The sequence below is a fragment of the Tenacibaculum sp. M341 genome, assembly GCF_004337695.1.
GTDB lineage: Bacteria > Bacteroidota > Bacteroidia > Flavobacteriales > Flavobacteriaceae > Polaribacter.
In genome coordinates this window covers 82,082-94,838 of record NZ_SJXJ01000008.1, presented here as the reverse complement: position 1 = coordinate 94,838, position 12,757 = coordinate 82,082, and the positions used below count along the sequence as shown (strand labels likewise).

Sequence of the window (12,757 nt, the reverse complement as noted above, 5' to 3'; positions counted from 1 at the left end):
CATCCTTTTTATACTTTTTCTTACAAATCTATAAGATCAACATCCTATTTCCCTAACACAAAACAGCTAGTTGTTTGTTAAATGATTTTATTTTTTATGACAATTTGTCACAAAACATATATTTTGGTTGTATCTTTGCCGCCTACTTAGAACGATTTATTAGAATATGAAACCGACTGAAAAAGTAATCAACGAGAAAATACAGGGGAAACCTTTATTAACAGAACAGAAGGATGGCAATACAAAAAAGCTTTTTATAGAAAGCTACGGTTGCCAAATGAACATGAATGATAGTGAAATTGTTGCAGCTATTTTAGCTGAAGAAGGTTTCAATACCACTGGTAATATTGAAGAAGCTGATTTAGTACTAGTAAATACTTGTTCTATTAGAGAAAAAGCTGAACAAACGGTACGTAATCGTTTACAAAAATACAACCACGCTAAAAAACACAATCCTAAAATGAAGGTTGGTGTATTAGGTTGTATGGCAGAACGTTTAAAAGCTAAGTTTTTAGAAGAAGAAAAAATTGTTGACTTAGTTGTAGGGCCAGATGCCTACAGAGATTTACCTAATTTAGTTGAAGAAGTTGAAGCTGGACGAGATGCTGTAAATGTGATTCTTTCTAAAGAAGAAACCTATGCTGATGTTTCTCCTGTCCGTTTAAACTCTAATGGGGTTTCTGCGTTTGTTTCTATTACTCGTGGTTGTGATAATATGTGTACTTTCTGTGTTGTTCCGTTTACTCGTGGTAGAGAGCGTAGTAGAGATCCACAAAGTATTATTGCTGAAATTCGTTCGATGCATGAAAAGAATTTTAAAGAAATTACTTTATTAGGACAAAATGTTGATTCTTATTTATGGTATGGTGGCGGATTGAAAAAAGATTTCAAAAAAGCATCTGAAATGGCGAAAGCTACCGCTGTAAATTTTGCGCAACTTTTAGATATGTGTGCTAATGAGTTCCCGAAAATGCGTTTTCGTTTTTCTACTTCTAATCCACAAGACATGACTTTAGATGTAATTCATGTGATGGCTAAGCATAAAAATATTTGTAAATACATTCACCTACCTATTCAAAGTGGAAGTAATAGTATGTTAAAAGCAATGAATCGTTTACATACTAGAGAAGAGTATTTAGAATTGGTAGAGAATATTTATAAGATAGTTCCTGAAATGAACTTAAGTCAAGATATGATTGCTGGATTCTGTGGAGAAACAGAAGAAGACCACAAAGACACTCTTGACTTAATGGAAAGAGTAAAATATAGCTTCGGGTTTATGTTTGCTTATTCTGAAAGACCAGGAACTTTAGCTGCTAAAAAGATGGAAGACGATATTCCTTTAGCAGTAAAAAAACGTCGCTTACAAGAAATCATCAACTTACAACAAAAACATAGTTTATACAGAGCTAAAGAACATGTTGGTCAAGTTCAAGAAGTTTTAATTGAAGGAACTTCTAAAAAGAATGAAAACGAATGGAAAGGACGTAACACTCAGAACACAGTAGTTGTTTTCCCTAAAGAAAATTATAAAATGGGAGAATTTGTAAATGTAAAAATTGAAGATTGTACAACTACTACATTAAAAGGAACTGCTGTAGGGTATTCAGATAATAATTAATTAAAACTCCTATTACTATAAAATGAATAACCAAAAGAAAAATATTTTTTTTATTTCTTCATTAATCGTGTTTACGATTTTTATAGTCTTATTCATTATAAAAAGTAATGACCATAAAGAATGTGAAGAAAAAGAAATCCTTGAAATAAAAGCAGACGGTACAACCGTAAAAAAGAAAGAGCATCACTGTAAAGAAAAGTATAATTTTTAAATGGAAAACTCACACGGAATAAAACAACGCTTCGGTATTATTGGTAACGATGTACAATTGAACAGAGCTATTGAAAAAGCTGTTCGAGTAGCACCTACTGATATTTCTGTACTTGCTACTGGAGAAAGTGGAGTTGGTAAAGAAAGTATTCCTAAAATTATACACCAACTTTCACATAGAAAACATGCTAAGTATATTGCTGTAAACTGTGGAGCGATTCCTGAAGGAACTATTGACAGTGAACTTTTTGGACATGAGAAAGGTGCTTTTACAGGTGCAACTACCACTAGAAAAGGATATTTTGAAGTGGCTGATGGCGGTACCATTTTTTTAGATGAAGTTGGAGAGTTACCACTTACTACTCAAGTAAGATTATTACGTGTTTTAGAGAATGGTGAATTTATAAAGGTAGGTTCTTCTCAAGTACAAAAAACGAACGTTCGAATTGTAGCTGCTACAAATGTAAAAATGCATGAAGCAATTAGAAAAGGTAAGTTTAGAGAAGACTTATATTATCGTTTAAGTACTATTGAAATTTCTTTACCTCCTTTAAGGGAAAGAGGAAATGATATTAATTTATTGTTTAGAAAGTTTGCTTCTGATTTTGCTCAAAAAAACCGAATTCCTGTCATTCGTTTAGATGAAAACGCTAGTAGAGTTTTACAAAATTATACATTCCCTGGAAATATTAGACAATTAAAAAATATTGCTGAACAAATTTCTATAATGGAAGAAGATAGAATTATCTCTCCTGAAATTTTGATTCAATATTTACCAAATACTACTGGAAACTTGCCTGTTTTAGTAGAAGATAAATCTTCTTCTAGTGATTTTGCTAGTGAACGAGACATTATGTATAAGATATTATTTGATATGCGTAATGACATCAATGACTTGAAAAAGTTGACTCTTGATTTAATGCAAAATGGGAACAATAAAGAGGTTCAAGAAGAAAACAGAAATATCATTCAACGTATTTACGACAATAAAGAAGAGATTACCCCTGTTAACTCTAATGTTTCTCATGATGTGGAAGTAGTACAAATACCTGAAACTTCTTCTCAAAACAATTATGATTTTATTGAGACAATTGAAGAACACGAAAGTTTATCTTTACAAGAAAAAGAAGTAGAAATGATTAGAAAATCATTAGATAGAAACAAAGGAAAACGTAAACTAGCAGCCAAAGAGCTTGGTATATCTGAAAGAACTTTATACCGAAAAATTAAGCAATACGATTTGTAATACTTTCTATCTCGTTCTCAATCAAAACAATTAAAAATGAAGCAAAAAATATATCAATCTATACTAATCTTTTGTAGCTTAATTTTACTAAGTGCATGTGGTGTATATTCTTTTACTGGAGGAAACACTGGAGATGCAAAAACTATTCAAATAGATTTTTTCCCTAATCAAGCTCCTTTAGTAGAACCTACTTTAAGTCAGAAATTCACTCAAGATTTTCAGGATTTGTTTACACGTCAAACAAATTTAACCTTGGTTAGAAATGGTGGTGATTTACATTTTGAGGGAGAAATTACAGGTTACAGAATTAGTCCGATGAGTGCTACTGCTAGCCAGGGAACGCAAGCAGCTGCTCAAAACAGATTAACAATTACAGTAAATGTTCGTTTTACAAATAAACTAAACGAAAAAGACGATTTTGAACAACGATTCTCTTTTTATTCTGATTTTGATGCTTCTGCACAACTTTCTGGAAGTGTTTTAGAAACAGCTTTAGAAGAAATTTTAACACGTATTCATCAAGATATCTTTAATGCATCTGTAGCAAAATGGTAAAAGAATCATTTGTAGAAATACTTAACCATCCTGAAAAAATAGAAGGAAAAATCGCTAATAACCTTAACGATATAGTAAATCAATATCCTTATTTTCAGTCTGCAAGAGCATTGTATTTAAAAGCATTAAAAAACGATGAAAGTTTCAAATATAATAATGAATTAAAAAAAGCGGCTGCTTACACCACAGACAGAACTGTTTTATTTGATTTCATTACTTCGGAAATTTTTAATACTAAAATCTCTGAGCCTACAGGAAGTAAAAAAGAGACTTCAGTTGCAAAAGAATCTTTAAATGTAAAAGAACAGGTAGAAAGTGATTTGGAAATAGGAAAACCGCTTTCTTTTACCAGAAATGAAACCTTTTCTTTTAATCAATGGTTACAGTTATCAGGTGACACACCGCCTGAAAAAGAAGTAGAAGATGCACCTACTGTTGAAGAAAAACCAAAAGACGACTCTAAATCTTTACAAGACAATATTATTGATCGTTTTATCACAAACAACCCGAAAATATCGAGAATAGATAAACATGCTCCTGTAAAATCTAAACCGAAACAAGCAGAGCAAGATATCTTACCAATGACAGAAACATTGGCTAAAATATACTTAGAACAAAAAAAATATGACAATGCTGTTAAAGCATATGAAATATTAAGTTTGAAATATCCAGAAAAAAGTGGTTTCTTTGCAGACCAAATAAAAAAGATACGAATTTTACAAAAACTTTAAATATATGTATTTACCAATTTTAATCTTAATCATCATAGTTGCAATTGCACTAATATTAATTGTAATGGTACAAAACCCAAAAGGAGGAGGATTATCTTCTACGTTCGGTGGCGGAGGAATGAATATTGGTGGTGTACAAAACACAAATAACTTCTTAGATAGAACTACATGGACATTAGCTATTGCAATGTTTGCTTTGATTTTATTATCAAATTTTGCTATCGAAAGAGGTGGAAGAGAAAGTGCTCCTGAATTAGACAACACTTTAGATGGTGTAGAAGTTACAACTCCTGAAACTACTACTCCTGCTGAAGCTGACAGCGCTACAAAAGACACTGTAAAATAAGATACATATCATACAAAAACAAATGCCATCGGTTTTGACACGATGGCATTTTTTTTATACATATAAATGAAGCTAAGTAAAATTGTCAGTTTTTATGTAATGGCATAATTTCTGTCATTTCAATTCACGAAGAAAAATAATAGAATTAATCAATAATTTTTAATATAAAATGGGATTAAACATTAAACCTTTAGCAGATAGAGTTCTTGTAGAACCAGCTGCAGCTGAAACTACAACCGCATCTGGAATTATCATTCCTGATAACGCAAAAGAAAAACCTCAAAAAGGTACTGTTGTTGCCATAGGAAATGGTAAAAAAGACGAACCATTAACAGTAAAAGTTGGAGATACTGTATTGTATGGAAAATATTCTGGTACAGAATTAAAATTCGAAGGTAACGATTATTTAATGATGAGAGAGTCAGATATATTAGCTATTATCTAATAGCGCTTTATGCTATAAGTCTTATGCTATGAGAAATTTCAAGAACTACGAAATATGGAAAATTAGTCATCAACTTACATTAGATATTTATGAGTTGACAAATAATTATCCATCTTTTGAAACTTATGGAATAACTTCTCAAATAAGAAGAGCTTCATTATCTATTCCAACCAATATTGCTGAAGGTTGTGGTAGAGATAGCCAAGCTGAATTTGGAAGATTTTTAACAATAGCACAAGGCTCAGCATCTGAAGTTGAATATTTATTGATTTTATCAAAAGACTTAAAGTTCATTACTGAACAACAATTTGAAAAACTTGATAAAAACATCAACTTAATTAAAAGAAAAATATATTCTCTTAAACAAAAACTAAATTAAAAAACTTGCTTAAGGCATAAAACCTAAAGCATAAAGTATTAAAAAATGGCAAAAGATATAAAATTTGATATTGAAGCACGTGACGGATTAAAACGTGGTGTAGATGCATTAGCTAATGCTGTAAAAGTTACTTTAGGACCAAAAGGTCGTAATGTAATTATTTCAAAATCTTTTGGAGCTCCTCATGTAACTAAAGATGGAGTTTCTGTAGCAAAAGAAGTAGAATTAGAAGATGCTCTTGAAAATATGGGAGCACAAATGGTAAAAGAAGTTGCTTCTAAGACCAATGATTTAGCTGGTGATGGTACTACTACTGCAACGGTATTAGCACAAGCTATTGTAAAAGAAGGATTAAAAAACGTAGCAGCTGGTGCAAATCCAATGGATTTAAAGCGTGGTATTGATAAAGCTGTTGCTGCTATTACTGATGATTTAGCTAAACAAGCTAAAGAAGTTGGTGATTCTTCTGAAAAAATTCAACAAGTTGCTTCTATTTCTGCTAACAACGATTCTGTTATTGGTGATTTAATTGCTACTGCTTTCGGAAAAGTAGGTAAAGAAGGTGTGATTACTGTTGAAGAAGCTAAAGGAACTGATACGTATGTTGATGTTGTTGAAGGTATGCAATTTGACAGAGGATATTTATCTCCTTACTTTGTAACGAACGCTGATAAAATGATTGCTGAGTTAGAGAATCCTTACATCTTATTATTTGATAAAAAGATTTCTAACTTACAAGAAATTTTACCAATTTTAGAGCCAGTTGCTCAATCAGGTCGTCCATTATTAATTATTGCAGAAGATGTTGACGGACAAGCATTAGCTACTTTAGTTGTAAATAAATTAAGAGGTGGTTTAAAGATTGCTGCTGTTAAAGCACCTGGATTTGGTGACAGAAGAAAAGCAATGTTAGAAGACATCGCAATTTTAACTGGTGGTACTGTAATTTCTGAAGAAAGAGGTTTCTCTTTAGAAAATGCTACTTTAGATTTATTAGGTACTGCAGAAACTGTTACTATTGATAAAGATAATACTACAGTTGTTAATGGTGCTGGAAATGAAGAGCAAATTAAAGCTCGTGTAAACCAAATTAAAGCACAAATTGAAACTACTACTTCTGATTACGATCGTGAAAAGTTACAAGAGCGTTTAGCTAAGTTAGCTGGTGGTGTTGCTGTATTATATGTTGGTGCTGCTTCTGAAGTAGAGATGAAAGAAAAGAAAGACCGTGTTGATGATGCTTTACATGCTACTCGTGCTGCTGTAGAAGAAGGTATTGTTGCTGGTGGTGGTGTTGCTTTAGTTCGTGCTAAAAAAGTATTAGAAACATTAACTTCTGACAACTTAGACGAAACTACAGGTATACAAATAGTAAACAAAGCTATTGAATCTCCATTAAGAACTATTGTTGAGAATGCTGGTGGTGAAGGTTCTGTTGTAATTAACAAAGTATTAGAAGGTGAAAAAGACTTTGGATACGATGCTAAATCTGAGACATATGTAGATATGTTAGAAGCAGGGATTATTGATCCTAAGAAAGTAACTCGTGTTGCTTTAGAGAACGCAGCTTCTGTATCTGGTATGATTTTAACTACTGAATGTGCTTTAGTAGATATTAAAGAAGATGCTCCTACTGGTGGAATGCCTCCAATGGGTGGTGGAATGCCAGGAATGATGTAAATCGGAACTGAATATAAAATCAAAAGCAATCTCATACGAGATTGCTTTTTTTATGGCTTTTAACTTCGTTAATGCTTTCCTAAACAGTATTTAAATTGTTTATTCTTTTTATTTACTTTTCTGGCAGAAATATTAAAAGTGATATTACTTCTTATAAAATCTCTCACTGAGTTTAACTCATCATTTTCATACATATATAATATCTTTTGATCTTTAATTTTACTATTTGTTGTCGGTTTATCTCCTCTAACAAAATAATTGAATACCTCTGCTATATCTTCTATAAAACTAGTAGCTGCATAATCTGAAACAAAACGATCTCGGTGTCTTTCATCAAATTCAAATTTTTCCTGAAAATAACTTGGATCATCATTTTCATCTAATTCATTTAATCTTTCTAATTCACCTCTAATTACTTTCCAAAATTTTTGTTCAAAATCATTAACATAAGAAGCATTATTAGCACACGCCTTTACTCCTACTTCAGTAATTAATTCTGCTCCCGGAATATCTACCTTAAAAGTTTCACAATCTGCTAATCCTTCTTTAAACTGAGTACTGTTAAAAGTTAACACATGTCCTAATTCATGAACAATTACTTCTTCAATATCTATCGTTTCGTCCTCAAGTGCAGTCAATGACAAACCTAATTGAAGACTTGAAAAATCTCCTTTTAACGGATGTACATAGCCTCCTAAGTCTTCTACATCAAAAAGCACAATCTCGTTTATAAAGCTTTTATAATTCTGTGGAATTATTTTATCAACTAAATCTAAAATCTTCTTTTGTTTAACATTATCATTTTGCAATCCATTTTGTTCATCAGAAACTTTATATAGCTTGGTTTTCACATATTCATTATTTTTAAATTCATACACAACCAATGCATTAATTTCAACTAAACCTTTTGTTCTTTCTACATCTACGGTTACTCCTTCTTCATCTTTTACTCCTTCTTGTTGATCATCTTTACTACATGAAATCAAATTCAATGCTACTAGAAATAATAAAGGTTTCAATCTTAAAAAAATACTTTTCTTCATAATTTTATGGGTAATGGTTTTATTTATCACAATATCTAAACACCTAGAAATAAAAATCCCCTACCCTCTTTTTTATAATTCATGTTTTTCATTCTCTTTTTCATCATTAATTACTTCATTTAAATTCCATTATTTTTATTTAAATTGGTATGATCAATCATCTAAACAACTTAAAAAATGCACCTTCAAGCTTATCTCAAAAAATTAAATCCAATGTCTGATGAGAAAGCAGATTATATTGCTACGTTTTTTAAAAAAGAAACTATAAATAAGCACCAATTAATCATTAAAGAAGGTAAAATCAGCAGAAAATCTTATTTTTTAGAAACTGGTATTATACGATGTTATATTATCGATTTAAATGGGAATGAAGTAACCACACGATTTTACTCTGCTCCTGATTTTTTAAATGATTATTTATCGTTTTTTACACAGAAACCAAGTGAAGAATACTATGAAACGCTAACAGAATGTACTGTTTGGAGTATTAATCATGAAAATGTGCAACATTGCTTCCACAACATTCCTGAATTTAGAGAATGGGGTAGAATGTTATTGACTCTCAATTATGTAAAAATGCACAAACACATGGTTTCTTTTCATAAGCTTACTGCACAAGAACGATACGAAAACTTAATCAAAAAACACCCTGAAATTATAAAAGAAGTTCCATTAAAAATTATTGCTTCATATTTAGGAGTTACTAAATTTTCATTGAGTAGAATTAGAAAAATGATTTCTTAAATCTTTATTTCAAAAGTTGTCATAGGGCAACTGACGAGTTTAGAATCTAAACTTACTTTGTATAAAAATAAGTTTATTATGAATCTATCTATTACTCAAGTACCAATTTGGTTATCAACTATATTTAGTGTTGTGTTTTTTTTAGTTCCACCTATATTAATAGCTAATGCGGCTAAAAAAGCAATTATTAGAGCAAAGCAATCTTATGCTATAACAATTAAAAGAAACATACTCATATTTTATTGGGTGTATTTTATTTTGATTTCTATCATTTCTTTAACTGGATTTTTCTCTGTGAACACACTACCTCCAAGAATTATCATTGTAACTGTACTACCTTTATTTTTGTTTTACATATTTATTATCCAAAAAAAAGAATGGTTTCGTGTAGTTATGAATCATATAAAATTAGAAGAACTAGTATTCATCCATATTTTTAGGTTCGTTGGAATATTTTTCTTTTTGGTAGCATATTATGGTAGCTTACCTAAGGTTTTTGCTAATATTGGTGGTATAGGAGATATCTTATCAGCTATACTTGTGTTTCCTGTAATTTATACTTTAAAAAAGAAGATTAGAGGCGCTAAAAACTTTGTACTTGTTTGGAATATCATTGGACTTGTAGACATTTTATCTGTTTTAAGCACCGCTATTTATTTAACTCAAACTGCAATTTCAAACAATAATGAAGGAGTTTTAGATTTTGGTTCTTTTCCTTTTAGTTGGATTCCTGCCTTTGCTCCTGCTACCATCATTTTCTTGCATATTTTAGTTTTTAAAAAGCTATCTAAAAATTAAAAGACATTATTAACAACTCTAGTAAACGTAACTATTTTAAAAATCTTTACTAGAGTTATTTTTTCTTTTTCAATTATATCAGCTCATCAAAAAACTTAAAACACTCTAAAACAACACTTAAAAAAACAGTTAAATATCTACTTCAATCATACCGTTTAGTTTTTGTTATTATATTTACAACTTAAAAAACTAATTACTCTGAGAAAAATACTATTTTTCCTTTCGTTACTTTTTATAAGTTTAAAATATCAAGTCAACAAAATATTGATAGTAGCTATGTAAAATATTTCGATTTAAAAAGAGAGATTCCTTATTTACATTTAAACAAAACAAACTTTTTTAAAGGTGAAGAAATTTGGTTTAAAACATATATGCTAAATCAAAGTAGTCAAAAACTCCACCAAAACAGTAGTAATCTTTATATATCTATATTTGATGAAAACGGTAAACTTCAAACTCAAAGACTTTTAAGATTAAAAAAAGGAATTGGAAGCGGTAGTATCAAAGTCGACTCTACTTTTATCAATAAAAATTACTTTATTAAAGCTTCTACTAAATGGATGAAGAATTTTAATGAAGACAACTCTTATGTACAGAGAATTAAAATTATTGATAATCTTTCATCTATTTCACAGACAACAACAAAAAATAACATCGATTTTCAAATATTACCAGAGGGAGGTCATTTTTTAGCTGACGCTATCAACTCTGTAGGAATAGTTGTTAAAGACAGTAACAATAAGGGTATAAAAATAGCTTCTGGAAAAATTACAGATTCACAAAATAAAATTATTGGAAACTTTTCTACAAACCATCTTGGTTACGGAAAATCTGTATTTTCTATTAAAAAGAATGAAGAATACACGCTTGAAATTACATTAGATGATGGTAGTACAGTTAGTAAAAAAGTAAACGATGTTAAGCAAACAGGTATTTTATTATCTGTAAACAATCAAAACGGAAGATTCACTAAAGTTAAATTAACCAGTAATCAAGCTACAGTTGATAAATTACATGGTAAAATTTACAAAACACTAATTCACAACACGAATTCTTACAGAAAAAATTTACTTGAAATAAGTAACACTAAAAAAGAGTATGCTTTTGTTATAGAAAATGAATTACTTCAGCCTGGGACTAATATTATTACTCTTTTCAATGAAAATAATATGCCTGTAGCAGAGAGAGTATTTTTTACTTATAATAAATCTTTGTTTACAGATGTCAATTTAAATCACACTATCACTGAAAATGACTCAATTTCTGTTAGTATTTTTAAAAAAGATGTAAAAGACTCTACAAATCTTTACCTAAGCGCTTCTATATTACCTTTAAAAACTAAAAGTTATAAGCCTAAAAACTCAATTTATTCTAAGTTTTTAATAACTCCTTATATTAAAGGAGATGTTGCCAATCCTAGCTATTATTTTGAAAATTGTAATCGTAGGAAGTTATTTGAACTAGATTTATTGCTTCTTACACAAGGTTGGAGCAAATATGATTGGAATAACATATACGGAAACCCGCCAAAAGAAATCCACTCTTTTGAAAGAGGTATTACTGTAAAAGGAACTTTAAACTCTTATGACAAAAAGAAACATGAAAACATCTTTTTATCATCAAAAAGAAATAATGTTTACTTACCTAGCATTATAGATAACGGTAAATTCTCCTTTGAGAATGTATTTTTAAATGATTCTACAGATATTCAGTTATTCTTATCATCTAAAAGAAAAACTTCAAAAATAAAAGGTGTTGTTCAGTTTTTTCCAAAAAGTTTTAGTGAAATAACTCCTAAAATAAGTTTAAATGAATACACAGATAAAAACGTAGATGCAAATTTAAAATTTGATAAATTTATATTTGATGAAAGTAACTTATTAGACGAAATAGAAGTTAAAGTAAAACGAACGTTTAACAATACTCCTACTTTTACTAGAGGCATTATATCTGATAAAATTAAAGTTGATGACTTTGATACTAGTCTTAAAAACATAAATATTTTAACGTTTTTACGTCAACAAGGTTTTAGAATTCGAAAAACAAGCACTGGTTACACAATAGAATCAAACAGAGATAATATTCTTGAAGATATTATTACTCGAGTTTACTTAGATGATGCAATTATTTATGGTCAAGTAAATCAAAATTTAGATTTAATTGAATTTAACTGGGTTAAAGATTTTGAAGAAATTTTTATATCTAAAGCATTTGGTGGTGAAATTTTCTTATACACTAAAAAAACTTTTAAAGGGAATACAAATAACAAAAGATACTCATCATACAAAGTTCCTTTTGGTTTTATGACAGAAAAGAAATATTATCAACCTTTATATGCTTCGACTCAGAATAAAATATTTTACAATTACGGAGCAATTCACTGGGAACCAAATATCATCATTGATAAAAACAAACCAGCTAGCTATAAATTTAATCCGTTAGATCAAGAGAAAGTAAAAATCTATATTGAGGGGATTAATGACAAAGGACAGCTTCTTAGCAAAGAAATTATTTTAGATTTAAAATCGTTAAACTAAAAAAAGCACCTCATTTGAGGTGCTTTTTACATTTAATGATGCTCTTTAATAACTTCACCATCTCTATATTTACAACATCCATGTAAAGCATCATATGCTTCTTGTGGTGCTTTTACTTCTTTAGTATCATGACCAACTTTTGCTACGCTTTCACAAACCATTTTTTTATTTGTTTTACGTTCGTCAATTATTAAGTTTAGTTCATGAGTATTTACATTCCAATTAGCAAATTTTACTCCTTTGGTATTTAAAGCTGCTTTTTCAATACGCTTTTTACACATCATGCAAACACCGTCTACTTCTATGGCAACTTTTGCATTTTTCTTCTTTTTTTGTGCCTGTACCGAAAAAACCATGGTTAACAAGCAAATAAGTAATGTTACTTTCTTCATAATATTCTTTTTATTAATACTAATCAAATT

14 protein-coding genes are annotated in these 12,757 nt (G+C 29.8%); 12 read left to right on the top strand and 2 right to left on the bottom strand.

The window, feature by feature from the left end; translation table 11 throughout:
- The first annotated feature begins 166 nt into the window (after nucleotides 1-166).
- The 9 genes from miaB (at nucleotide 167) to groL (ending at nucleotide 7,213) form a co-directional block, all read left to right on the top strand.
- Nucleotides 167-1,621, top strand: coding sequence for a tRNA (N6-isopentenyl adenosine(37)-C2)-methylthiotransferase MiaB (miaB, locus tag EYW44_RS10600; protein WP_132723647.1), 1,455 nt, complete (start codon nucleotides 167-169; stop codon nucleotides 1,619-1,621).
- A 22-nt stretch (nucleotides 1,622-1,643) separates the two neighbouring features.
- Complete coding sequence (locus EYW44_RS10595; RefSeq protein ID WP_132723646.1) at nucleotides 1,644-1,832, top strand: hypothetical protein; 189 nt, start codon at nucleotides 1,644-1,646, stop codon at nucleotides 1,830-1,832.
- Nucleotides 1,833-3,077: a sigma 54-interacting transcriptional regulator gene (locus tag EYW44_RS10590; protein WP_132723645.1), complete on the top strand. Its 1,245-nt coding sequence runs from the start codon at nucleotides 1,833-1,835 to the stop codon at nucleotides 3,075-3,077.
- A 36-nt stretch (nucleotides 3,078-3,113) separates the two neighbouring features.
- Complete coding sequence (locus EYW44_RS10585) at nucleotides 3,114-3,632, top strand: LptE family protein (RefSeq protein ID WP_132723644.1); 519 nt, start codon at nucleotides 3,114-3,116, stop codon at nucleotides 3,630-3,632.
- On the top strand, nucleotides 3,626-4,363 hold the full coding sequence (locus EYW44_RS10580; protein WP_132723643.1) for a hypothetical protein: 738 nt from the start codon (nucleotides 3,626-3,628) through the stop codon (nucleotides 4,361-4,363). The genes EYW44_RS10585 and EYW44_RS10580 overlap by 7 nt, the downstream gene beginning before the upstream one ends.
- 4 nt (nucleotides 4,364-4,367) lie before the next feature.
- Nucleotides 4,368-4,709 (top strand): preprotein translocase subunit SecG, encoded by a 342-nt coding sequence (gene secG, locus EYW44_RS10575; RefSeq protein WP_132723642.1) that lies wholly within the window; start codon nucleotides 4,368-4,370, stop codon nucleotides 4,707-4,709.
- Between the two features lie 169 nt (nucleotides 4,710-4,878).
- The gene (locus EYW44_RS10570) at nucleotides 4,879-5,154 is read left to right on the top strand and encodes a co-chaperone GroES (protein ID WP_132723641.1); all 276 of its coding nucleotides are present in this window, start codon (nucleotides 4,879-4,881) and stop codon (nucleotides 5,152-5,154) included.
- Nucleotides 5,155-5,182: 28 nt separating this feature from the next.
- Nucleotides 5,183-5,533, top strand: coding sequence for a four helix bundle protein (locus tag EYW44_RS10565; RefSeq protein ID WP_132723640.1), 351 nt, complete (start codon nucleotides 5,183-5,185; stop codon nucleotides 5,531-5,533).
- A gap of 45 nt (nucleotides 5,534-5,578) precedes the next feature.
- The gene (groL, locus tag EYW44_RS10560; RefSeq protein WP_132723639.1) at nucleotides 5,579-7,213 is read left to right on the top strand and encodes a chaperonin GroEL; all 1,635 of its coding nucleotides are present in this window, start codon (nucleotides 5,579-5,581) and stop codon (nucleotides 7,211-7,213) included.
- 68 nt (nucleotides 7,214-7,281) lie between these two features.
- Here groL and EYW44_RS10555 read toward each other — a convergent pair whose 3' ends face one another.
- Nucleotides 7,282-8,256, bottom strand: a complete 975-nt coding sequence (locus EYW44_RS10555) for a hypothetical protein (protein WP_132723638.1) — start codon at nucleotides 8,254-8,256, stop codon at nucleotides 7,282-7,284.
- Between the two features lie 177 nt (nucleotides 8,257-8,433).
- On the opposite strand from EYW44_RS10555, the gene EYW44_RS10550 reads away from it, so the two are divergent.
- The 3 genes from EYW44_RS10550 (at nucleotide 8,434) to EYW44_RS10540 (ending at nucleotide 12,335) form a co-directional block, all read left to right on the top strand.
- Nucleotides 8,434-9,000 (top strand): Crp/Fnr family transcriptional regulator, encoded by a 567-nt coding sequence (locus EYW44_RS10550; protein WP_132723637.1) that lies wholly within the window; start codon nucleotides 8,434-8,436, stop codon nucleotides 8,998-9,000.
- A gap of 78 nt (nucleotides 9,001-9,078) precedes the next feature.
- Nucleotides 9,079-9,798: a hypothetical protein gene (locus tag EYW44_RS10545; protein ID WP_132723636.1), complete on the top strand. Its 720-nt coding sequence runs from the start codon at nucleotides 9,079-9,081 to the stop codon at nucleotides 9,796-9,798.
- 371 nt (nucleotides 9,799-10,169) lie between these two features.
- Nucleotides 10,170-12,335 carry a hypothetical protein gene (locus EYW44_RS10540; protein WP_132723635.1) on the top strand — a complete coding sequence of 722 codons (2,166 nt, stop codon included), beginning with the start codon at nucleotides 10,170-10,172 and terminating at the stop codon, nucleotides 12,333-12,335.
- 32 nt (nucleotides 12,336-12,367) lie between these two features.
- Here EYW44_RS10540 and EYW44_RS10535 read toward each other — a convergent pair whose 3' ends face one another.
- Nucleotides 12,368-12,727, bottom strand: coding sequence for a heavy-metal-associated domain-containing protein (locus EYW44_RS10535; protein WP_132723634.1), 360 nt, complete (start codon nucleotides 12,725-12,727; stop codon nucleotides 12,368-12,370).
- Nucleotides 12,728-12,757 lie beyond the last annotated feature (30 nt).